This window comes from Alteromonas sp. CH_MED4-4 (assembly GCF_037029575.1).
In the GTDB taxonomy this organism is placed as follows: Bacteria; Pseudomonadota; Gammaproteobacteria; order Enterobacterales; family Alteromonadaceae; genus Alteromonas; species Alteromonas macleodii.
This window is the reverse complement of record NZ_JAYMEU010000015.1, coordinates 14,144-38,259: the sequence shown is the minus strand read 5'-3', so window position 1 is coordinate 38,259 and position 24,116 is coordinate 14,144. Positions and strand designations below refer to the sequence as shown.

18 protein-coding genes are annotated in these 24,116 nt (G+C 44.4%); 12 read left to right on the top strand and 6 right to left on the bottom strand.

The features are described 5' to 3' along the window. Positions 1-4 precede the first annotated feature (4 nt). Both WA381_RS11920 and WA381_RS11915 read left to right on the top strand, forming a co-directional pair. The gene (locus tag WA381_RS11920; protein ID WP_156086422.1) at positions 5-1,486 is read left to right on the top strand and encodes an MFS transporter; all 1,482 of its coding nucleotides are present in this window, start codon (positions 5-7) and stop codon (positions 1,484-1,486) included. Between the two features lies 1 nt (position 1,487). Next, a complete protein-coding gene (locus WA381_RS11915) occupies positions 1,488-3,185 on the top strand; it encodes an alpha-amylase family glycosyl hydrolase (protein WP_156086423.1) in 1,698 nt (565 codons plus the stop codon). Positions 3,186-3,273: 88 nt separating this feature from the next. On the opposite strand, the gene WA381_RS11910 is transcribed toward WA381_RS11915, so the two are convergent. After that, complete coding sequence (locus WA381_RS11910) at positions 3,274-4,296, bottom strand: LacI family DNA-binding transcriptional regulator (RefSeq protein WP_039227862.1); 1,023 nt, start codon at positions 4,294-4,296, stop codon at positions 3,274-3,276. 295 nt (positions 4,297-4,591) lie between these two features. Between WA381_RS11910 and glnS the strand changes: the two genes are divergently transcribed. Further along, complete coding sequence (gene glnS / locus WA381_RS11905) at positions 4,592-6,259, top strand: glutamine--tRNA ligase (RefSeq protein WP_156086424.1); 1,668 nt, start codon at positions 4,592-4,594, stop codon at positions 6,257-6,259. Between the two features lie 95 nt (positions 6,260-6,354). Here glnS and WA381_RS11900 read toward each other — a convergent pair whose 3' ends face one another. Then, entirely contained in the window at positions 6,355-7,098 is a 744-nt protein-coding gene (locus WA381_RS11900; RefSeq protein ID WP_156087342.1) for a YciK family oxidoreductase, read from the bottom strand. A 320-nt stretch (positions 7,099-7,418) separates the two neighbouring features. Here WA381_RS11900 and WA381_RS11895 point away from each other — a divergent pair, with 320 nt between their 5' ends. The 4 genes from WA381_RS11895 to WA381_RS11880 all read left to right on the top strand — a co-directional run bounded on the left by WA381_RS11895 (position 7,419) and on the right by WA381_RS11880 (position 14,669). Continuing rightward, positions 7,419-10,016: a VolA/Pla-1 family phospholipase gene (locus WA381_RS11895; RefSeq protein ID WP_156086425.1), complete on the top strand. Its 2,598-nt coding sequence runs from the start codon at positions 7,419-7,421 to the stop codon at positions 10,014-10,016. Between the two features lie 239 nt (positions 10,017-10,255). Further along, positions 10,256-12,778: an acylase gene (locus WA381_RS11890; RefSeq protein WP_156086426.1), complete on the top strand. Its 2,523-nt coding sequence runs from the start codon at positions 10,256-10,258 to the stop codon at positions 12,776-12,778. A gap of 119 nt (positions 12,779-12,897) precedes the next feature. After that, entirely contained in the window at positions 12,898-13,944 is a 1,047-nt protein-coding gene (gene sohB, locus WA381_RS11885; RefSeq protein ID WP_039227763.1) for a protease SohB, read from the top strand. Positions 13,945-14,045: 101 nt separating this feature from the next. Continuing rightward, positions 14,046-14,669, top strand: a complete 624-nt coding sequence (locus tag WA381_RS11880; protein WP_014949468.1) for a TetR/AcrR family transcriptional regulator — start codon at positions 14,046-14,048, stop codon at positions 14,667-14,669. 175 nt (positions 14,670-14,844) lie between these two features. Here the strand turns inward: WA381_RS11880 and WA381_RS11875 are convergent, their stop codons facing one another. Next, positions 14,845-15,192, bottom strand: coding sequence for a hypothetical protein (locus tag WA381_RS11875; RefSeq protein WP_061485869.1), 348 nt, complete (start codon positions 15,190-15,192; stop codon positions 14,845-14,847). A gap of 230 nt (positions 15,193-15,422) precedes the next feature. On the opposite strand from WA381_RS11875, the gene WA381_RS11870 reads away from it, so the two are divergent. Then, the gene (locus tag WA381_RS11870; RefSeq protein WP_061485870.1) at positions 15,423-16,184 is read left to right on the top strand and encodes a Nif3-like dinuclear metal center hexameric protein; all 762 of its coding nucleotides are present in this window, start codon (positions 15,423-15,425) and stop codon (positions 16,182-16,184) included. A 15-nt stretch (positions 16,185-16,199) separates the two neighbouring features. Then, positions 16,200-16,946 (top strand): methyltransferase, encoded by a 747-nt coding sequence (locus WA381_RS11865; RefSeq protein ID WP_039232909.1) that lies wholly within the window; start codon positions 16,200-16,202, stop codon positions 16,944-16,946. Positions 16,947-17,040: 94 nt separating this feature from the next. Here WA381_RS11865 and WA381_RS11860 read toward each other — a convergent pair whose 3' ends face one another. Continuing rightward, positions 17,041-18,081 (bottom strand): 2-hydroxyacid dehydrogenase, encoded by a 1,041-nt coding sequence (locus WA381_RS11860; RefSeq protein WP_061485871.1) that lies wholly within the window; start codon positions 18,079-18,081, stop codon positions 17,041-17,043. A 174-nt stretch (positions 18,082-18,255) separates the two neighbouring features. Next, the gene (locus tag WA381_RS11855) at positions 18,256-18,741 is read right to left on the bottom strand and encodes a glutathione peroxidase (RefSeq protein ID WP_156086427.1); all 486 of its coding nucleotides are present in this window, start codon (positions 18,739-18,741) and stop codon (positions 18,256-18,258) included. Between the two features lie 88 nt (positions 18,742-18,829). Between WA381_RS11855 and WA381_RS11850 the strand changes: the two genes are divergently transcribed. Continuing rightward, on the top strand, positions 18,830-19,705 hold the full coding sequence (locus WA381_RS11850; RefSeq protein ID WP_061485873.1) for an NAD(P)-dependent oxidoreductase: 876 nt from the start codon (positions 18,830-18,832) through the stop codon (positions 19,703-19,705). A gap of 145 nt (positions 19,706-19,850) precedes the next feature. On the opposite strand, the gene WA381_RS11845 is transcribed toward WA381_RS11850, so the two are convergent. After that, a complete protein-coding gene (locus WA381_RS11845; protein WP_081106139.1) occupies positions 19,851-21,434 on the bottom strand; it encodes a response regulator in 1,584 nt (527 codons plus the stop codon). Positions 21,435-21,693: 259 nt separating this feature from the next. Between WA381_RS11845 and WA381_RS11840 the strand changes: the two genes are divergently transcribed. Beyond that, complete coding sequence (locus tag WA381_RS11840) at positions 21,694-22,848, top strand: acyl-CoA dehydrogenase family protein (protein ID WP_039227752.1); 1,155 nt, start codon at positions 21,694-21,696, stop codon at positions 22,846-22,848. A 59-nt stretch (positions 22,849-22,907) separates the two neighbouring features. After that, on the top strand, positions 22,908-24,038 hold the full coding sequence (locus WA381_RS11835; RefSeq protein WP_061485876.1) for an enoyl-CoA hydratase/isomerase family protein: 1,131 nt from the start codon (positions 22,908-22,910) through the stop codon (positions 24,036-24,038). Positions 24,039-24,116 lie beyond the last annotated feature (78 nt).

Sequence of the window (24,116 nt, the reverse complement as noted above, 5' to 3'; positions counted from 1 at the left end):
AAGTATGCAAGCAACTCAACCACGCCTTTCTTTCTGGCAAATATGGAACGTCAGCTTTGGCTTTCTAGGTGTTCAATTCGGTTTTGCACTGCAAAACGCAAACGTAAGTCGGATCCTTTCAGACTTAGGGGCAGACCTTCACTCGCTATCACTATTTTGGCTGGTCGCGCCAATCATGGGGTTAATCGTTCAACCAATTGTAGGCTCAGCATCTGATAGAACGTGGAATCGATTAGGTCGACGCCGCCCGTTCATTCTTGCTGGTGCAATCGCCGCAGTATTGGGTATGATTTTACTGCCGAATGCGCCGATATTTGTTGCCTTCTTGGCACCTATGGTAATGGGCGCGTTAATGGTTGCACTGATGGACGCGTCGTTTAACGTATGTTTTCAGCCGTTTCGCTCGTTAGTATCAGACATGGTGCCTGCGTCACAACGAAACGTGGGTTATTCAGTTCAGTCTCTTCTTATCAATATCGGCGCAGTGATTGGCTCTATATTGCCGTTCGTTCTAACCAACGTGGTAGGCCTAGAAAATACGGCACAAATGGGTGAGGTTGCACCTTCTGTTGTTTGGGCTTTCTACATTGGCGCTACAGTACTGCTTGGTACGGTCATTTGGACGGTAGTTCGTACCAAAGAATACGCACCAGATGAATACAACCGCTATAAAGGGCTTACCGAAGAGCAGCCTGCAAATGAAAAAGCGCCTAAAGCACCGCTAGGGCAACGCTTAAGTGAGTTTTTTACGTTAGTAAAAGATATGCCAAAGACGATGAAACAACTTGCTGTCGTGCAGTTTTTCTCGTGGTTTGCGCTCTTTATTATGTGGGTATATACCACACCTGCTATTACGCAACATATATGGAATGTAGATAAGCAGTGGTTTGACCCAGCTTATATCGCTGCAGCCCCGATGGTGCCTGAAACCATCATCATGGCCAAAGGAGCCGCCGGTGATTGGGTAGGAATTCTATTTGCTGCGTATTCGGTATTTGCAGCTATTTTTTCTATTTTCTTGGCAAAACTTGCTGACAAGTTTGGTCGCAAAACGGTTTACGCTTCGTCTTTAGCGCTAGGTGGCCTGAGCTACGTAAGCTTCTTGTTATTCCAAGACCTAACGATGATCAACGTAAACTTACTGATTACTGAAGTAACAGTACCTTTGGGCGCAGTTAAGCTCTTAATCCCTATGGTAGGCGTAGGTATTGCGTGGGCTGCTATTCTTGCTATGCCTTACGCTATGTTAGCTGGTGCGTTACCTGCAAATAAAACGGGTGTTTATATGGGTATCTTCAACTTTACCGTTGCCGCCCCTCAAATTGTATCGGGGCTAAGTGCTGGCTGGATTCTAAGTTCTGTTTTCGACAACGACGCAAAGTACATTATCGTTGTTGCCGGAGTTTCTATGTTAATTGGTGCGGTTTCAGTTTTCTTCGTGAACGAGGCCGATAAGCAAGAGATTGAAGAAGCGCAGGGAGCTTAATATGTCATTTAATCGTACAACAATCGCATTAACGTTAGCTGGTTTATTTTGCTCAGCCTGCTCGAGTACATCTGTTCCTTCATCTAACGATATACAAGAAAACAGCCACGCTATCGTGGGAACTAACACGCCATTTGCTAGCGAAGCGGTGTACTTTGTTGTGACAGATCGTTTTGTAGATGGCGACCCTTCGAACAATCATGAAGAGCAGGGAGGCGATCACCCTACGTGGCAACTGCCCTTAGAAGGTCCTGAAGGTAAGAAAGCTTATGTGGGTTACATGGGCGGTGATTTACAGGGTATCTTAAACAACGCCGATTATATTAAAGAAATGGGGTTCACGGCAGTATGGATGACGCCTGTCCACGATAACCCAGACTATGCGTTTAACGGCGATGAACCCATTACTTATGGCGGTGCCTTTAAAGACGGTGGTAAAACGGGTTATCACGGCTATTGGGCAACTAATTTCTATAAAGCTGACGAGCATTTGGTCAGCGCCAATTTAAGCGTTAGTGACTATACGGCGAAAATGCGTCAGCATGGCCTTAAGTCCGTGTTTGATATTGTGGCAAATCATGGCACACCAAGCTTCACCATGGAGAAGGACTTACCTGGCTACGGGGAAATATATGACAGCGATGGAAATCTGGTTGCTGATCATCAAAACTTGGCGCCTGAAGAGCTTGACCCTGAAAACAACCCACTTCATAGCTTTTTTCACAACTATCCAGATTTAGTAAAGCTTTCTAATCTAGACGACGAAAACCCCGCCGTACGCGATTATCTCATCAACAGCTATTTATATTGGATTTCTCAAGGTGCTGATGCATTTAGAATAGATACAATTAGGCATGTGCCTCATGCGTTTTGGCGTGAAGCGTCAGATCGTATACGCGAGCAAAACCCTGACTTTTTTATGTTTGGCGAAGCATTTGACTATGAGGCGAACAACATTGCCCAACATACGTTACCGAAAAATGGGGGCGTCAGTGTATTAGACTTTCCTATGCAAAAGGCCATGGTGAATGTATTTGAAAAGCCGCTAGAGAGTGATTTTGCTGACTTAGAAACGGTGCTTCATCTTACGCACGGGCCATATAACAATCCGTATGAATTAACTACGTTCTACGATAACCACGATATGGCGCGCATTAATGCCACTGATGAAGGCTTTATTAATGCGCATAATTGGTTGTTTACAGTAAGAGGCATTCCGGTTGTATACATGGGATCTGAAATTGGCTTCATGCGCGGTACGGCGGAACATGCTGGCAATCGTAACTATGTTGGCCAAGAGCGCCTAGACCGAGCCAAGACACATCCTATTCAACAGGCGCTTACAAAGATTGCCAATGTGCGTAAAAACACGGTAGCACTGCAGCGCGGTGTTCAAGTCAACGTTGAACTTGACGGTCATCAAGCGGCGTTTTATCGCGTTGTTGATACTGCAGAAACACAGCAGACAGCACTTGTATTACTTAATAAGGGTAATGCCGCACAATCTTTTGAGGTTAGTGACTTTATGCAATCGGGCGAATGGACAGAACAATTATCAGGAGAAACGCAAACGGTAGAACTCGGTGATGCGTTAACCGCAACGGTTAAGCCCAATGGCGTTCAGGTATGGGTGCGCGATGGTAAAGTAAGTAACAGTGCATTACTTGCTCTAATTAAGCATCAGTTGGCCCGCCAATAAAACGTGTTTAGCGCACAATAAAAAAGCCCCGTGGTTGTCTAACGCCCGGGGCTTTTTGTTTAGTTTGTAGCGTGTAATTTGCACACGCTTACTCACTGCCACATGACTGTCTAATAATAATATCCGCAGGCATTAAATAATCCTGAACGTCTTCGTTGTTAATGGCTTTTAATAAGGTGTTTACCAATAACTCGCCCGCCAGTTTGGTATTTTGCTGAACAGTGGTGAGCGAAGGCGTGGTGTAGGCTGAAACTGCAATATTGTCATAGCCAACCACGGCTACATCATCAGGCACATTCACCTTTGCCTGGCGCAGCGCTCTAAGCACGCCCATTGCAATAAGGTCTGATGCGCAGACAATTGCTTGGGGAAGTTCGCCACTTTGGAGCAATGATTTCACCGCTTCTGACCCCGCGTCCTCAGTCGAAATAGCATTGCGTTGAACACTTGACTGATCGAGCCCATGAGAATGAAGGGTTTCAAAATAACCGTTAAAACGCGCTTTGAATTCAGGGGCGTGATCGCCGTTGTCGCCAATAAACGCAAAGGAAGTTTTACCCAAGCCTATTAAATGTGACGTTATGCTTTGGCCACCTTGATAGTTATCACAACCGATACTAACCCCTGGGTGGGCTTCATCTGGCGCACCCCAACGAACAAAGTGGGTGCCCTGTGATTCAAGTTGCGCGACTTTGTTTTGGTAATCAGTATAGTCGCCATATCCTAATAGAATAATGCCGTCAGCCTTATTTGAGTCTTCATATTCTGCGTGCCAGTCATCATCTAAATTTTGGAAGGACACAAGCAGATCATAGTTTGCTTGCGCACACGCTCGAGTAATACTGCCGAGCATCGCTAGGAAGAACGGATTAATCATCGAATCATCGGACGTAGGGTCTTCAAACAAGAGAAGGGCAATTGTACTGCTCTTTTGCTTTCTCAAGTTACTTGCGTTTTTATCCACTTTGTAATTGAGTTCCCGGGCAATACGCTGAACGCGATCTCTAGTTTCTTGATTAACTAGCGGGCTATTATTTAACGCTCGCGAAACCGTCGACTGCGAAACACCTGCCAAGTGGGCAATGTCAAAAGAGGTTGCTTTTTCTTTCATAAACACCACGATTTGCTGCTACGACCTTGTTGTCGCGAATTTAGATTACCATATTTTTCTGATGACGCGCGCATTTTGAGACGCAGTCGCTCAAATGCCACGCAAAGTTACGATTTCGTTAGTGCTTATTTATATTTGGGAAGTCACAACGGCATTTAGTTTAGAAGGTATTTGCAGATCGCTCTTAATTCAATCACTTGTCAGGCTTCTTTGAATAAAACATGGTTGAAGTAATTGCGAGAGTGTTATACTCAGCGAGATTTTGAAATATTACGTGCATAAGGGGAACAAGCGAATGGCCGAGACTGAACACCGTCCGACCAATTTTATCCGTCAGATTATTGATAAAGACCTGTCTAGTGGTCTACATGACGCAATTAAAACACGGTTTCCACCAGAGCCGAATGGCTTCTTACACATTGGCCACGCCAAGTCTATCTGCTTGAATTTTGGTATTGCTCAAGACTACACAGGTACGTGCAATTTACGCTTTGACGATACCAACCCTGCAAAAGAAGACATTACCTTTGTTAATTCAATTAAGGAAGATGTGCAATGGCTTGGATTTACGTGGGACGGAGAAGCGCGCTATTCATCGAATTACTTTGACCAACTACACGCATACGCCGTTGAACTTATTGAAAAAGGCTTAGCCTATGTAGATTTTTCAGCGCAAGACGTTATGCGCGAAATGCGTGGCACACTTAAAGAGCCTGGTCAAAATAGCCCTTATCGCGATACAGACGTTGAAACTAACCTCAGTGAGTTTGCCAAAATGACGGCAGGCGAATATAAAGAGGGTGAGTGTAGTCTGCGTGCGAAAATTGATATGGCATCGCCATTTATGTGTATGCGTGACCCGGTAATTTATCGCGTTAAGCATGCTCACCATCATCAAACTGGTGATAAATGGTGCGTGTATCCAATGTACGATTTTACACATTGTATTTCAGACGCCATTGAGGGAATAACGCACTCCCTGTGTACACTAGAGTTCCAGGATAACCGTCGTCTTTATGATTGGGTTATCGAGAACATTTCTATCGACTGCACGCCGAGACAGTATGAGTTTTCACGTCTTAATTTAGAATATACGGTATTAAGTAAGCGTCGTCTTATTCAGTTAGTCGACGAAAACCATGTAAATGGCTGGGACGACCCACGCATGCCTACCATCGCAGGTTTACGCCGTCGCGGCTACACACCGGGTTCAATCGTTGAGTTTTGTAAACGCATTGGTGTGACCAAGATGGACAACATGGTTGAAATGTCCATGCTAGAAGCGTGCATACGCGACGACCTAAATGCAAATGCTCCTCGCGCAATGGCTGTACTAGATCCAATAAAGCTCGTTATCGAAAATTATGAGGTAGGCCAGACAGAAACGCTGGTTGCGCCAAATCATCCTAACGATGAAAGTATGGGTACGCGTAACATCGGCTTCAGTCGCGAAGTGTATATAGAAGCAGAAGACTTTCGAGAGTCGGCGAATAAAAAGTTCAAGCGCTTAGTGCTTGATAAAGAAGTTCGTCTTCGCAACGCCTACGTGGTTAAAGCTAATCGCGTTGAGAAAGATGAAAACGGCAATGTAACTACTGTTTACTGTACTTATGACGCGGATACTTTAGGTAAAGATCCGGCTGATGGCCGCAAAGTTAAAGGTGTTATTCATTGGGTGGATGCAGCAACAGCACAGGCTGCGGAGTTTAGGCTTTATGACCGCTTGTTTAACGTGCCTAACCCAGCAGCGGAAGAAAACTTTACCGATGCGATTAACCCTGACTCATTGGAAGTAAAACACGGTTGGGTAGAAGCCGGATTGACAGACAATGTTCCTGAAGCAGGAGCATGGCAGTTTGAACGCACTGGCTACTTCTGTGTAGATAAAGACAGCACAGACGACAAGCCGGTGTTTAACCGCACAGTAGGTCTACGAGATACATGGGCCAAAATGGGCGAGTAGGCACTGGCTTTTAGCCATTTGTGCGCTGTAAACAAAAAACCGCTTAAGTGCTGCTTAAGCGGTTTTTTTGTTTAATGGAACATTGCTTTCGTCAATTACTTTGGTTGGCAATCAAGTGACTGTCCGGTTGTTCCCTTACTGTCTTCGCCCATAAGATAAAGATACGTAGGCATAATATCTTCAGGTGTTTTTAGTGTTTCAGGGTTTTCTGCTGGAAACGCTTGAGCGCGCATTTGTGTGCGGGTACCACCTGGATTAATACAGTTAAAGCGCAGTGACTTATTTCGATATTCATCAGCAAGGGTTTGCATAACGCCTTCTGTTGCGAACTTTGATACGGCGTACGTTCCCCAAAATGCGCGACCATTTCTGCCTACGCTAGAGGTGGTGAAAATTACCGATGCACTTTCTGCCTTCTCTAGAGCGGGAATAAGCGCTTGTGTCATGAAAACCATGCCATTTAGGTTAATTTGCATCACGTCTTGCCATTCTTGCGCATCGATATCTTTAAATGCACTAAGGTGACCTAAAATACTTGCATTGTGAAGAACACCATCTAATCGGCCAAACTGGTCAATTATGGTTTGCGTCATTTGCTGATAATGAGAGGGCGTTGCGCCTTTGATATCTAGAGGAACAATGGCGGGTTCTTGACCACCTGCTGCGACAATGTCGTCGTACACAGCTTCAAGTTTAGACACGGTGCGGCCTAATAAAATACAAATAGCGCCATGTGCAGCATACGTTTTTGCGGCTTGTGCACCAATTCCATCGCCAGCCCCGGTGATAAGAATAACTTTATCGCGCAATAAATCCGCTGGTGCGTTGTAATCGTTCATCATTTTCCTTCAAAAGGTTCATTTATATCGCAATGATTGGGGCCTGTAGACCCAATTAAGAATCAAACCCCAGATCATACTCAGCCTGACTCACAAGTAAAACAATGAATGAAAATTTCTTCAAACGTAAAAAAAGTTAACAAAAGTAGTTAACAAAACTTTGCAAAGTTGCAACAAAGTCAATAAGATTGAGGGAGATACAACTGGTCTAACATGTTTAAAACTATCATCTACGCCTGTAAAGACAGGGTAGACCAAGCTACTTTTAATAGAGTTAAGTTTTAGACACAGAATAACAACAATGCTTGTAGGGAGTAGAGATGAGAAAACTCGTATTAAGTTCCAGTGTGGCCCTTGCGCTGGGTCTAGCAGGCTGTGGTGGCTCCGATGAAACCCTTTCCGACATTCAGGCCGAAACAGAAGTCCAAACACCATTTTCACGAATCGTTTTTGACCCAGCTAATGGGAACTTAAACATTCCAAACGACCTTCTGATGCTCCCAGGCGATGATGGTTTCTTTGATTACACACTGAATATTCCGGTCGATGACCCTACAGATTTTGCTGACCCGCAAAATGCACTCAACGTGTTAGACGGTTGGTCAACTCAACACCCGTTTGTAATTAATGTAGAAACACCTGCCGGCGCATCGCTTGATGCAAGTACATTATCTTCTGGCGTGTTGCTTTTTGAAGCAACGTTAGGTCTTGACCAAAGTGATCCTGACTGTGCGCAGGTTACAACACCTTCTGCGGGTTGTAAGCTTGGCGATCAACTTACCTTTGGAGTTGATTACGTACTCAGCCTTGCTGATAGCAACACAATCACTTTTGTTCCTCTTAAGCCGCTAAAAGCAGCTCAGGGCTACATGTTAGTAATGACCACTGATTTGAAAGACTCTTCTGGCAAATCGGTTCAGGGCTCAACTACGTGGGACTCAGTAAGACAAGACATCGACACTAATCCTCTATCAAGTGCAGCACAGCTTCAATTACAAGGCTTAGTTAATTCGTTAGTTAATCCAGTGCTTGGTGCGGGTTTCGACCGTGAAGACATTACTTACGTGTCAGCTTTCACCACACAGTCTATTGCCAACTCGCTTGATACCATCAAGAAGGTCATGATTAGCCGTTTTGCACAACTGGCTGCTGGCGGTGACCCGTCCGCTCCAACTGCACTACCTGCAATTACGGTAAGCGATGTATCTGCAGCGCCTAATGCCATGGAAGCACTTGGTCTTGTAAACGCTACTGTTGTAGCTGGCGCAGTAGAGCAGGGTAAACAAGGTCTACCAGATAACATTCAAGCAGCGATTGACGCTACTGATTTCAGCTTGTTAGAAACTTGTGCAGGACTTGCGGGTACGGCGTCTGGTCAACTTTCTGCTCAATGGGGTGCGCTGAACGAATTTGCTGTTGGTGTTTCTACGGGCATTTTAGCGCAAGCCGGTCCATTCTGTGCAGCTCAACGTTATGAAGGTAATATTGCATTACCTTATTTCTTGGGTGTTCCAAGTGCAGAGAACCCACTTGCGCCAGTGAATGAATTTTGGAAAGCGGCCTGTGACAGCGGTATTGTTTTAGCGGGTGCCCCACAAGAATTACTTGCAGACGCAGAGCCAGGTCCTAATGCAGCAATGTGTTCTTCACTAGGCCTTGCTGACGTTCGTATTAACGGCGAAATGTTAGATAGCGCAAGAAACATTACTAAATTCAACCCATATCCACAGCCTACTGGCGGAAACATGGGGACAGAAACGTTAGACGTTCAGGTTACTATTCCTGACCCAGCAATTGCAGGTGCTTTAGGTTTTCCTATCAGCATGCCTGAAGCCGGTTGGCCAGTGGTTATTCTAGCGCACGGCATTACCAGCCAAAAAGAAGATATGCTTGCCATCACAGGTACTCTGTCTCTAGCAGGTATTGCGTCAGTAGCAATCGACCAACCATTACACGGTAGCCGCGGTTTTGACCTTAATGGCGACGGTACAGATGAACTGAATGCGACTACGGTTAGCGCAACTCACTATATGAACCTTGCCAGCTTGCCTACGGCTCGCGACAATCTACGCCAAAGCGTGTCAGATTTACTTGGTCTACGTTTAGGACTAAACGCAGTTGTCGATACCACAGCAGCGCAAAATGTTAAGTTTGATATGTCACGTGTATCGATTATGGGGGTGTCTCTAGGCGCTATCACTGGTGGTAATTTTGCTTCAGTGGCAAACACGTCGATGGGCGGCGATTTAGCAGCACTTGATGGCATGTTTGCTGTCAAGCAAGCTTCTCTTGAGTCTCCAGGGGGCGGTGTTGCTCAGTTCCTAATTGAGTCAGCCGCGTTTGGTCCACTTATCAAAGGTCTGTTGCTGTCTCAGGCTTCTGAAGAGTTTGTTGCCTTGCTAAATCAACTGTATGAAACCACTGATGTGAGCGAAGAACAACTTCGCGCAGCGGTAGCGATTTTTGAAGAAAATCTTACTGCTGAGCAGGCTGCCCAAGTAAATGCAGTATTTGCAGAGTTTGCTTTTGCTGCGCAAACGGTAATGGATGCTGGTGACCCTACTAACTACGCTCAGACACTGGGTAGCAATACGCCAGTTCATATGATGACCGTAGTGGGTGATGGCAGCGACGCGAACCTTCCGGATCAAGTTATTCCAATTTCAACAGCGTTACCATTGTCAGGTCAGCTTCCTCTGGCAGCGACCATTGGCTTAGAGCAAGTGACAACCACGCAAGGTCCTGGTACAGATCCAATTAGCGGAATTGTACAGTTCAATAGTGGTGCTCATGCTTCTAGCTTAAGTCCAGCGGCGAGCGCAGCGGTAACAACGGAAATGCAAAAAGAAGTGGCGGGTTATATTGCGTCTGACGCACTTGTACTGCCAATTTCTGATGAAAGTGTTGTAGCGAACTAGCCACGGGTAGTTTACTCCAATGAGCAGTTTACAACTGCTTACATTTTATAGAATAAAAGCCGGCGTTATTGCCGGCTTTTTTGTAGAAAAATTATAATGTTGTTTGAATGTTTTCATTTGTTAATGTAGTGTGAATTCAGGTCGGATCAGTTTTACTTTTGCTGTAATTAACACCGCTTTGAAGACGCGTGCGGTAAGAGTGGTTGACCTTTTTCATTTATCATTAGGGAACATTTGAGATGATTGACAACACCTTTAACGCTAAACGGACGCTTATTGCGTTATCACTCACTGCACTTCTCGGTGCGTGTGGCGATAACGATAACGACTTTTCTAACGTAGAACAACCAGCGCCCACAACGCCTACGACACCCGAACCAACACCAGCACCAATTCCAGCATTTTCTCCTGACGGTACACTGTCCGCGGATGTTACCTGGACCACCTATGGCGTTCCGCATGTGAAAGCCGATAACCTAGAAAGTATGGCTTACGGTGTGGGTTATGCGTTTGCACGCGATAACCTTTGCGTACTGGCCGACCAGATTGTTAAGTATAACTCTGAGAGAGCTAAGTATTTTGGTCCAGATACTGTACCTGGTAGCGGTGATTCAGAGCACCTTATTAACGATTTCGGTTTTCTTACTCTAGGTATTAGAGAGTTAGCAGAAGAGAACTTACCTCGGTTGTCTGCTAATTCACGTGCAATGTTTCAAGGCTACACTGCTGGATACAACCGGTACTTAGCTGAAACTCCTGTAGAAGAACAAGATCAAAGCTGTGCTGGCCAACCATGGGTCACTGAAATTGATAGTGTGGATCTATTAACGTACTCATTAGGCGTGGCGCTATTACCTGGGGCCGCTAATTTCTTAGGACCTATGTTTATTGCAGCGCCTGAAGGTGAGAGTTATCTACCTACTCCAGCTGCGTCCTCAAGTGACGTTGCTTCTACCTTTAAGATTTCACCAACGGTAGGTCTGCCTGAAAAAAATCCTCAAGAAATGGGCTCTAATGGTTGGGGGTTAGGCAGCGATAAAACGACCAATGGCAAAGGTATGGTTTTAGGCAATCCGCATTTTCCTCACACAGGAAACCTACGCTTTTGGAATTTCCATGCTCAAGTACCCGGACACTTGAATGTAACAGGTGGCTCGTTGATGGGATTGCCTGGTGCGGTAAATATTGGATTTAACGAAAACGTTGCATGGACACACACCTTCTCGACGGCTGAACATTTTGTTGTGTATCAGCTGACCCTCGACGAAAATGATGAATCTGGCCTTACCCATATGGTTGATGGCAACAGACGCACCATCTATGAAAAGCCACTTCAAATTGATGTCGCAGTGGGTGGAGGGCAAACCATTAAGCTTAATAAGACCGCGTATTACACCAACTACGGTCCAATGATTGAAGTGCCTGGTAACTTTGATTGGAATGGTAGTAATGCCTTTGCCATAAAAGACGCAAACCTGCCTAACTTCGATATTGTAGACCATTGGCTTGCCATGAATATGGCGACATCCATGGACGAGTTTAAGCAGGCGTTTAAAGATTACGACGGTGTTATTTTCAATAATACAATGGCTGCCTCTGATGATGGTCAAGTCTTCTACATTGACGATTCAACCGTGCCGAATCTAACCGAAACCGCAATTGAGCAACTAACTACAAACCCGTTACTTATTCAAACTAAAGCAGCTGCTGGCTTTACCGTATTACCGGGTAACATTTCGCAGTTTGATTTCGAAGGACCCGTTCCATACGAAGAAGCACCTAAGTACGAGGGCACGGATTCAGTTCAAAACTCGAACGACAGCTATTGGTTAACGAATTTAAACTCACCAATTGTTGTAAGCAATCCGCTATTTGGTAGCGTGGAATATCAACAAACACTACGCTCAAGAATGGGTCAACAGTTTATTGAAAACGAAGCGGGAAGTGACGGAACCTTTACGCCAGACGAAGTGGAAGGCTTACTGTTTAATAACAGAAGTTATTTAGCAGAGAATATTTTGCCTTCATTGCTTTCGCTATGCGCCGCGCAAGGTTCAACACCTGTAGATGTAGACGGAATTAGCGTTGATGTTTCACAAGCCTGTGCTGCGTTGGAGGATTGGGATGGCACCATGAACCTTACAAGTACTGGTGCACACGTGTTTAGAGAGTTTGCATTCCAGTTTAACCAAGCGCCACAGTGGGAGACGCCGTTTTCACTAGAATCACCAGTCACTACGCCTTCTGGCTTGATGCAAAATGACGTTACTCTTGAACAATTGGCAAGAGCAACTCAAGTGATTGAGCAAGCTGGTGTCCCATTTGACGCGCCGCTAGGGGACGTTCAGTTTGTTGAGCGAAGCCTGCCAGATGGCACGGCGTCTGGTATCAAACTACCATGGGCTGGTGCACACAATATTGAAGGTGGCTTTAACGTGTTTGACGTTATAAGCAACAGGAACGGTACGTTGCTTCCACGTCATAACTACGAGCCTGTGAATAGTAACACCATAATGAGTGCAGAAGCTGAGGGCTACCATATTAACTATGGCACCAGTTGGGCTATGGTTATTAACTTCACTGATGAAGGCCCCAAGGGACGGGGTATTCTGACCTACTCACAATCTCGCAAGTATGGCAGTGAACATTTCTTAGACCAAACTCAGCTTTATTCTACGCAGCCTACGCTAAGAGATATCTTCTTTACTGACGAGGAGATAGAGGCTAACAAGATAGAGCAAGTTACCCTATCGTCAGAATAAGATGAGACTGGTATTATAACGTAATTAGCAAAGCGGCGTTGCTTTTCACAAAGCAAGGCCGCTATTTACGTTGTGGGTAAACAACGACGCTTACCCGTTTATTTTACTAGGAGTAAAGTTTGGAGTTTTTGTACGAGTACGGTTTGTTTGTTGCCAAGGCAGTAACGCTAGTTATCGCTTTTATTGTGGTTGTATCTACCATTGTTGGCTTAGCGAGTAAGCAAAAGCATGGGAAAGGGCAACTTGAAATCGTGTCTATTTCTGAGCAGTTGAAAGACATTACAAATTACGCGAAACAGGTTCTGTTAGATAAAAATGCGTTAAAGAAATTAGCCAAGGAACAGAAAAAAGAAGCGAAAGCTAAAAATAAAGCAAAAAACAAAGCCAAAATCACAGAACAGGGCGAAGAGTCTGAGAAGTCCCGTCTTTATGTCATCGACTTTAAAGGTTCGATGGACGCCAATGAAGTGGAACACTTACGAGAAGAAATTACCGCTATCTTATGTGTAGCGAATAAAGAAGACGAAGTCTTGGTTCGACTTGAAAGTGGTGGGGGTGTTGTACACGGCTATGGACTTGCAGCGTCTCAACTTCAGCGTATCAAGGAAAAGGGTCTTAAACTAACGATTGCGGTAGATAAAGTGGCGGCAAGCGGTGGTTACATGATGGCTTGTGTTGCAGACAAATTACTGGCGTCTCAATTTGCTTACATTGGCAGCATAGGCGTTTTAGCTCAGTTGCCTAACTTCAATAAACTATTGAAGAAAAATGATATTGAGTTTGAACAACACACCGCTGGTGAATTCAAGCGTACTCTAACCGTATTTGGTGAGAACAACGATGAAGGCCGCGCGAAATTTAAAGAAGAAATTGAAGAGATTCATGTACTGTTCAAAGACTTCGTTCAAAGCCAGCGTCCAGATATGGACATCGATAAAGTCGCCACAGGCGAGTATTGGCCAGGTATTAAAGCTAAGTCGCTTGGCTTAATTGACGACATCACAACCTCAGATGACTATATTCTTTCTCATTATCCCGCACGCGAAATATTTAGTGTTAAGTATGCTGTGAAGAAAAATGTAGCAGAGAAACTGGGGATGTCTGCAGCAAATGTTGTTGAGCGCGTGTTTATGAAATCAATGAGCAAAGCGCGTCACTGGTTTTAATAGCGACAATTTGTTTGTGTTGATAATTCAGGACCGATAAAACGATTGTTAACACAGACATACGTTAAATTTTTAACCTACAAAAAGATAATAAAAAGAATATGGCACGGCATACTAAAACCGATATATTAGATGCGGCAGAATACTTATTTTCTCAAAGCGGGTTTACTCAAACATCCATGCGCGAGATTACTGCCAGAGCAGAAGTGAATTTGGCGTCGGTGAACTATCACTTCGGCAGTAAGAAGAATTTAATTCAAGCCGTGTTTAAAAGGTACTTTGATCACCTAATGCCGCAGGTAGAGTCTTGCTTGGCGTCTTTGACACCTATGGAAGGTGCGAAGGGCGTTGAGCAACTCTTGTATTCGTTGATCCCTCCTATGCTTAACCTCAACACCATTTCAGAGCAGGGTACTTCTACGTTTGTTAAGTTGCTAGGACGAGGCTACAACGAAACTCAGGGGCATTTGCGTAAGTTCTTAATGAATGATTACGGTGATTGTATCCGTGCACTTGTCGACGCTATAAGGCGTTGTCTTCCTGATCTACCTGAGGAAGAACTATTCTGGCGCTTGCATTTTGCGATGGGAAGTTTTGTATTTTCAATGGCGTCGAGCCAAGCGCTAACAGAAATAGCTGAGTCTGACTTTCACAAGCATGTAGATATAAAAGAAGTTATCCAGCACCTAGTTCCATTCGTAGCCCAAGGGCTAGCAGGCAAATAATTCAAGCGCGCTCGTTAAATACTCAGTTGAGAAAGAGTGGTAAGCTATTATTATTTCATAATAAATAGTGAAGGGGTCACATAACATAAGTGCCTCAACGACACTTACGGTATGCGACATTTATTGCGTTTTTACACCAGTAGCTAAACTAGATATTGAATCAGGTTATGCAAAATTATCGAGGAAGGGTTGCGCCAGGCGCCTCTGCATTGAGCTTTTCTGCCCAGAAATCCTTTACCGAAAATCCTGACTTTTTGGATGAAGGTGCCTTTTTCTTCGCTGGTTTCGCTGCGGCTTTTGCCTCTTTCTTTGGCGCTTTTTTCTCTTCGCTTTCACTCGTGGCGTCAGAAGAGCCAGAAGCTAACGACGCTGTCATTTCTTGAAGCTGTGCTAAACGGACGTTCTTACCGCCATCTACACTGTACCAACCACTTTTGCTCTCAATAGACGGTGCTTTGCCGTTCGCCTTTTCATAAGCTTCGGTAAATGCTGCTATCACTTCGTCTTTGTCTAAGTTTGCCATGCTTTTTTGCTCTTTATTTTGTTAAGATGACGAACGCTATGCGACGTATGTAATTGCTATAACGCTGAGAAAAACTCGCCCAGCGTAACGACCAAGCCAGCAAGTGTCGCAAAACTAAAATTGGATCTACTCACCACTCATAATTGTCTAATTACAGGTATAATGCTAAACGTTCGCGTCTTTTTATAACGTTTTTTGAACAATTTGTCTAACTTTCAACCGGAGGACTTGTGTCTATTACCCGCCTAGAACTACAAAATTATCTTGATGGAATGTTAAGGGTTAGCGAGATCAGTGATTATTGCCCCAATGGATTACAGGTAGAGGGCGCAAGTAAAATTGAGAAGATAGTTACCGGTGTAACTGCGTCACAAGCACTCGTTGATGCCGCCATAGAAGCTAAGGCAGATGCGCTAATTGTTCACCATGGTTATTTTTGGAAAGGTGAGTCACAAGTGATTGCGGGCATGAAAAAGCGCCGCCTTCAAGCGCTACTGTCAAATGATATCAATTTGTTTGCTTATCACCTTCCACTGGATGTACACCCTGAATTTGGCAACAACCGACAACTTGCATCGCTATTAGGCATTCAAAATATAAGTGCAGTGAGCGGTGTGAAGCCTGTTGGCGTTGTTATGCACGGAAATTTTGAAGAAGAAATTGAAGGGGCAGCGTTACAGGTTAAATTACAGAAGTTGCTGGGGAGAGACGTGCTGATTGAGGGGCCTGTATCAAAACCTATATCGAAGCTTGCTTGGTGCACGGGAGGTGGACAAGGGTTCATCGAACAAGCGGTTGAACTGGGCGTCGATGCATTTATTACCGGAGAAGTGTCTGAACAAACTGTACACACGGCAAGGGAAATGGGGATAACTTTTTTTGCTGCTGGTCATCATGCTACTGAACGCTACGGTGTGAAATCCTTAGGAGAGCACATTGGGCAGCAATTCGACGTGCCTGTCGAGTTTATTGATATTGACAATCCTGCTTAGCGATGACTGTAGTATATGAATAACGATCGTATCTTCGATGGTATTGCAGAAAAATTCTCAAGCAATATATATGGCACTACTAAGGGAAAGCTCAGGCACACCTTATTATGTGATGTTCTCGAGCCTTATTTAACCACGCCTGTTCGCGCTATTGAAATAGGCGGGGGGACAGGTGTAATGACAGCGCATATTGCTTCTAAAGGGCATTCTGTTGTGTTAACTGACGCGTCGAAGGATGTACTTAAACAAGCTGAGACACTGCTTGCAGATGCACCAAATATTACAATTAGGCATCAATATTTGCAGCAGATTGAGGATTTAGACAGTTTTGATTTAGTGATTTGCCATGCGGTTTTAGAGTGGCTGGATGCACCCTTTGATGCTATCGATTTTATGTATAAGAACATGAAGCCAGGGTCCCGTTTAAGCCTAAGCTTTTTCAACCAAGATGCGAATTTGTTTGCCAATGCTATCTACGGAAACTTTGATTACATCGCGAAAGGGATGAAAGTTAAAAAGCAAGTTAGACTGAATCCAAAACAGCCGTTAAGTGCAACCCGCGTGGTTGAACATTGTGAATCATTGGGTTTCAAAATTATCGAAAAAGCAGGCATTCGTTGTTTCCATGATTACATGCGAGATATAACCCATCAAAGCAGCAAATTTGATGACTTACTTGCGCTAGAGCGGCAGTATCATAGGCAAGCGCCTTACCTTTGGTTAGGAAAATATTTTCAGCTGATTCTAGAAAAAGAGAAATAGAAAAAGCCAGTAAAAAAGAGTTTCTTGGGATATTTACGTGACGGACTACATAGGGTTATGAGCGCGCTAATACGTAGATAGTTGTAGTGTCGCCTTAGAGCGCGTTCTCACCCGTCATAATATTATTGACCGTGATTTTTGCGATTTCCTCTAAGGCTTCGAGCGTGAAGAACCCTTGGTGGCCCGTTATTAAAACGTTCGGAAACGTAGTTAAGCGCTGAAAAATATCATCCTGAATTATGTCTTGCGAATGATCGTTAAAAAACAGTTCGGATTCTCTTTCGTAGACATCTAGCCCTAAATATCCAATTTTTTTCGACTTAAGCCCTTTAATGATGGCATTGTCATCGACAAGCCCGCCTCTTGACGTATTAATTAGCATGACGCCTTGAGGCATTTTATCAATACACTTAGCATTGATTATATGATGACTCTGTTCGTTGAGCGGGCAGTGCAGGGTAACAATAACGCTTTTTTCAAGTAGTTCATTGAGCGTTACATAATGGGCTCCCATTGTGGTTACATCATTGTTTGGATGCGGATCGAAGCAAAGCACATGGCATCCAAATCCCAATAGTATGCGTATAACCGCTTGTCCAATCTTTCCTGTGCCAATTACCCCTACGGTTTTACCGTGAAGCGTAAAGCCCATCAATCCTCCAAGATTGAAGTTGCCTTCGCGTACTCGGTTGTATGCTTTATGTGTTTTTCGGTTCAACGTAAGGATTAGCGCAATTGTATGTTCAGCTACGGTTTCAGGGCTATAAGCGGGTACGCGGCTTACAGTGATACCTGCCTTTGCTGCTGCATCCACATCAACATTGTTGAAGCCAGCGCAGCGAAGCGCGATATGTTTAACGCCACAGTGTTTTAGAGCTTCAATGGTTTTCCTATTAATGTCGTCATTTACAAACACAACAACATCGCTGAATCCACTGCAACTCGCTGCGGTTGAAGCGTTCAGTGGGTGTTCAAAAAATGTGGCATTGATGGTTTTGTCACTAGCACCGTTTAATGTTTCCAGCAATTCAGAAAACAGAGCGTGTTCATAAGAGCGAGTACTAAAAAAAGCGATGTTTTTGTGTTGTTGGTCGCCGAGGTTATCGTGCGCTTTTTTACGTGCAGAGGTATTCATTTTAGTACCCAGTTAAGTCACTTAGACGGCAAAAAATTACCACATTCACATTCAAACTACATAGATGTAGATCAATAAATCTAGCGGGATGTATTGAGCACTAACGCATTAGGTATATTTCAAAACGCTCGTTCGCTGCCGCCATGTCGGCGACTATCTAAACTGCAAAGCGTACTAATTCGCTGATAAAAGCTTAGCGATGTCTTTCTCAATGGCTTCTGGTTTTACAGTAGGCGCATAACGTTTTAGCACCTTGCCTTGAGCATTAACTAAGAACTTAGTGAAGTTCCATTTTATACGTTTTGTGCCAAGAAGACCGGGGGCTTCGTTTTTCAATTCCTCAAAGAGCGGATTGGCATCTGGACCATTTACATTTGTTTTCTTAAATAATGGGAATGAAACGCCAAAATTAAGGCTACAAAATTGCGCAATATCTTCGTCGCTACCTGGCTCTTGATGTCCGAACTGATCGCAGGGAAACCCTAAAATTTCAAAGCCCTTATCGTTGTATTTTTTATAGAGCGACTCTAGTCCTTCATATTGAGGAGTAAAGCCACATTTGCTTGCCGTATTAACAATAATTAATACCTTACCCTTGTATTGTTCAAGGGTAGTTTGTTCACCGTTGTTCAACGTAATAGCGTGTTCATAGAGCGCCAAAATTATTTTCCTATATTTTTGTTGTTGTTAAGTCTGTTACTCTTAGGTAATCCAACCATCTTTGTTAAGTATCTAGAGTATATTTTGTATGAGTAATTTGAAAGTGAGTTTTTTGGGCTTGGGTGTAATGGGCTATCCTATGGCAGGGCACTTGAGCAAAGCTGGCTATTCGGTCACTGTTTATAATCGTACCTCTCAAAAGGCGCAGGATTGGCTTTCAACCTATAACACTGGTGACGCTAAAGTCAGTGCTAGCAATACCGTTGCGCAGGCGTGTGAAGGCGCTGACATCGTATTTATGTGTGTGGGTAACGACAACGATGTAAGAGATGTGGGCACACAGGCGTTAGCAGTGATGAAGACGGGCAGTGTGCTGGTCGATCATACGACTGCATCAGCAGATATTGCCAGAGAACTATATAAAAGCTGCCAAGATAAGCAAGTTGGCTTCTTGGATGCACCGGTTTCTGGTGGCCAGGCTGGGGCTGAGAACGGGCAGCTGACCATTATGGTGGGCGGCGATGAAGACGTATACAGCACGGTTGAGCCGGTAATGGCACATTATGCACGACACAGTCAGCTACTTGGTAAGAGTGGCAGCGGTCAACTAGCAAAAATGATGAATCAGATTTGTATTGCCGGCATCGTACAAGGCTTGGCCGAAGCATTGCATTTTGGCCAGCGTGCTGGGCTTGATTGTAATGCGGTTGTCGATGTTATTAGCAAAGGCGCAGCTCAGTCGTGGCAGATGGAAAACAGAGCCAGCACTATGCTAAATAACAGCTTTGATTTTGGTTTTGCTGTTGATTGGATGCGTAAAGACTTAAGCATTGCATTGGATGAAGCGCGTAAGAACGGTTCGACTTTGGCGCTTACGGCACTCGTTGATCAATATTATGCAGATGTTCAAAAGCTTGGTGGCGGCCGTTGGGATACATCGAGTTTACTTACCCGACTAAAATAACGCTAACAGACTAACAAGAATAAAAGGCCCGCTGGTTTACAATAAGTTGTAATAAACAGCGAAATACAGTGGCGTTCTGGAAGCGGTGCGTTGTTATCCATAACGCAGGTTATGGATGTTGCTTTAGTAATTTGCTAATTAAACATTACAGCGCCTGTTCTTGAGCAGATAGAGTAAGCTGTTCCAAACGGGCCTTGTTAACGTCATTCAAGGGGAGTGACATTATCTTGTCGAGTAGCTGTCTGACGTTAAATTTTCGGTAAACACCTGTGTCTGACTCAATCATGCACTGAAGAAGGTTTAAGCCAAATGCTGCGGTATCGGGGGAGAGTTGGAAAGCATCATAAAAATGCCTCATTGCCTTGTTGAATAAGCCTTCGATAAAGAGTTGTGTGCCGGCCTCGTTTATAGAAATGGCCTGTTCGTGATTTAAACCTAACCTTTCTCCACCCGAAAAAATCAGCTCGTCATTCATAACCTGTTCTGAAATAGCTTGTAACTCTGTGTTTTTGCGCTTAGCCATCAAGAGTAACTCACCAGCTTTGCGTTCATCTCCAAGACCGTGATGTACTTTTGCGGCAATAACGAGGATAGACGGCTCAGTGCGAAGGTAGTTGTCGACGTAGTCGCTTTCAAGCAAATGTGCTGCTTTTTCTAAGTCGCCGTCCAGCACAGCCGAGAAAGCCAGAAGGTAGTCTCTTTTTTGTAAAGTTTGCGGGTCGCCCTGACTTCTTCCGGCAATGCCTACTAATTTTCTAGCCTGAGACAAGCTTTCTTTTCTATTGGTTTCAGGCGACTCTTCTGCAAGAAACAAATAGAACTCAGCGAGCTCAAACGTAAAGTCATTGAACCTGTCTTTTGCACTGCGATGCATAGCCCGTTTCTTCTGTAAGAGATCGATGGCTTCTACAACCTTGTCCTGCTTTTGATAGGCAATGGTTTTTAACTTTGCAGCTGGTAGGCTTAATTCACTAAACTTAATTTCATTTAAGTATTTTTCTACTTGATCGTAGGAATCTTGTTCAAATGATATGGATGCAAGCCATTCAAATGCCTTGTCTCGAGCCAAGCTAGAGTTAACCATTTGGCTCAAATGGCTTTTGCAATGTGGCCATTGACCCGAAGCGTACTGGCACTTTACTTTTCCCCATTGTGCCCAAAGGACTTTGTCAGAGCGGGTTAACACGTCGTCATAAATACTCAACGCTCGTTGTAAATCACCATTCTCGAAAAGAAGACGCGCATAAAGCTTTCTAATTTCAGCAACAAGCCGAGGAGGAATGCCTTCGGTGATCTTGGCTCTAACGACACTAATTGCTCGGTCAAGTTGTTTGTTATCCAGCGCGTGCAATACGTTTTTAACAAAGTCTCGATAACTTAAGTAATGGTTAATTTGGCGGGTTAGTGAAGCAATGGTGTATGGCTTAATAAGCAAAACGTCAGGCTGTAAATCCATTATACGGCCAATAATTTGCGGTGAGCGATCAGACGTTAAGAAAATAATGCCTGTGCTAGGTCTTATAAAGCCTGCCTCTCTTAAACTCTGGATCCATTCCACGCCTGTTTTGCCTTGACCTAGGTGATAGTCCATTAACAGGAGTTCAAAGTTTTGCTTTTTAAGTGCCGCTTTCAGTTCTACACCAGATGCAAAGCTACTTACCGATAAGTTAGCAATTGACATTAAATGTCCTCGAAGCGCAGTCCGAGCAGTAGCATTGTCTTCTACTATAGCTATTCTGAATTCCACGGCGACCAAACAAGGTTTACTTACATCAACCTAGCTTATCAGCGGCGAGATAAAAGTGCATTATTAAAAAGGATAACTTTTTTCTGCTTCGTGCTGGAGTCTATAAAGAAACAGCATTTCTCGTCACAAAATATTTACGTTAACCCTCAATGTTTTTAAATAAAAATTTACCTTTACGTTTACGTAAGGGGTAAGTATTGGTTATTGTAGTTCAAAAGCAAATCAATTGAGGGTATGCCTAATGAATTTTGAATTAACCGATGACCAGTTAGCCTTTGAAGACACCGCCCGTCAATTCGCTCAGCAAGAGCTAGCACCTAACGCCGCTATGTGGGATAGAGAACATCACTTCCCAGTAGAAGCAATAAAGAAAGCGGGTGAATTAGGCTTCTGTGGATTGTATGCGCCTGAGAGTGCAGGTGGGCTGGGTTTATCCAGGCTCGATTCCTCCATAATCTTCGAGCAGCTTTCAATGGGATGTACCACGACTACAGCTATGTTAACCATACATAACATGGCAACGTGGATGATTGCTACTTGGGGCACCAGTGAAGTTAAAGATATGTGGTGTGACCAACTGGTAACCGGTGACAAGCTGGCATCATATTGCCTAACCGAGCCTGGCGCTGGTTCTGATGCAGCGTCGCTAAAAACAAAGGCGACGAAAGCTGACGGTGGGTATGTCCTTAACGGGTCTAAGGTGTTTATCTCTGGTGCTGGCAGTACGGATGTTCTTGTTGTAATGGCGCGTACAGGGGAAGATGGTCCTAAGGGCGTATCTGCATTCGCGGTTCCGGCTAATGCCGACGGGATTGAGTACGGTAAAGCCGAAGAAAAAATGGGGTGGAATGCACAGCCCACTCGTATGATCACGTTCGATAACGTGAAATTAGATGCTAGTTGGTTACTTGGCGAGGAAGGACAAGGCTTTAAAATGGCCATGCAAGGGCTTGATGGCGGCCGAATCAATATTGCAACTTGCTCGGTAGGAACTGCACAGCAGGCGCTAAACGTTGCGCGCGACTACATGAATGAACGTGAGCAGTTTGGTAAACCTATTGCAGGTTTCCAGGCATTACAGTTTAAATTAGCTGATATGGCTACTGAACTTGTTGCAGCGAGACAAATGGTACGTATGGCGGCTTGTAAGCTGGATAATAACGACCCAGACAAAACCACCTATTGCGCTATGGCGAAAAGGTTTGCGACAGATGTTGGCTTCAATGTATGTAACGATGCCCTTCAGCTACACGGCGGGTACGGTTATATCAAAGAATATCCGTTGGAGCGTCACTTCAGAGATGTTCGCGTACATCAAATATTGGAAGGCACCAATGAAATTATGCGCGTTATCATTGGTAGACGTTTGTTGTCAGATGAGAGAAGTGTACTGTAGTACACTTCGCTAACGAACTAATTCAGGCACGATTTAATGGACTATGGGAAGGAGTGAAAATGACAGATGTGGAATCGGTAGTCATTGTTGATGAAATCAAGACGTCTAGCAATGACTACACAATAGGCCGTTTAACGCTTAACAAGCCAAAGGCATTAAATGCATTGGATTTGGAAATGGCTGGCATCATGCTTGACGCGCTTCAGCGATGGCAGTCTCGCGACGATATCGTAGCTGTTGTGATCGATGCTGCTGGCGAGAAGGCATTTTGCGCCGGTGGTGACATAGTGTCTATGTACAAATCGATGGTGGAAGCTAATGGGCAAATTCCAGCTTTCTTAGAAACATTTTTCGAAACTGAATACACGCTAGATTATACTATTCACAATTACAGTAAGCCTATTGTTGTTTGGGGCAGTGGTATTGTTATGGGCGGTGGCATGGGGCTTCTATGCGGTGCAAGCCATCGAATAGTAACCGAAACCTCTCGTCTTGCTATGCCGGAAATTACGATAGGTTTGTACCCGGACGTAGGCGGAAGCTATTTTCTACCTCGCTTACCAGGAAAAGCAGGTCTCTTCCTAGGTTTAACTGGCGGCCAAATGAATGGCTCCGATGCTTGCTTTGTAGGGCTTGCAGACAGTTTGCTGGCGAGTACCGAAAAAGACACTTTGCTTAATACCCTCGTAGAATACACGTGGGAAAAGACCGACAGCGAAAGTTTGGCTTCTAGTGTTTCGCACATTATCAACACAATGAAAACGCCTGAAGAACTTCCCAATGGCAACGTTGAGCCGAATATGGCACTTATTAATGACTTGTGTTCGGCTGACAATGTTACCGATGTAGTTCATGCCATTCTTAACGCAGACATGAGTGAGAATAAGTGGTTACAGAGAGCGCAAAGCACTTTAGCCAAAGGTTCTCCTATCACTATGCATTTGGTGTTCGAGCAATGTAAGAAAGGTGCGAATATGACGTTGGCTGACTGTTTTAGAATGGAAGCTGATATGTCCTGTCGATGTGGAGAAAGTGGAGAGTTCCAAGAGGGTGTAAGAGCGCTTTTGATTGATAAAGACATGTCACCACAGTGGAAATACAAAACAGTAGATGAAGTGCCGCAAAGCGCAATAGCACATTTCTTCACTTCTCCATGGGCTGAAGAGCAACATCCATTGGCAAAGCTGTAGTGTAAAAGTTCTCCAAATAAGCACGAAAGCGCCCAGTATTAGTGTTAACTCGGCGTGTGAAGTTGTTACGCTTATTGC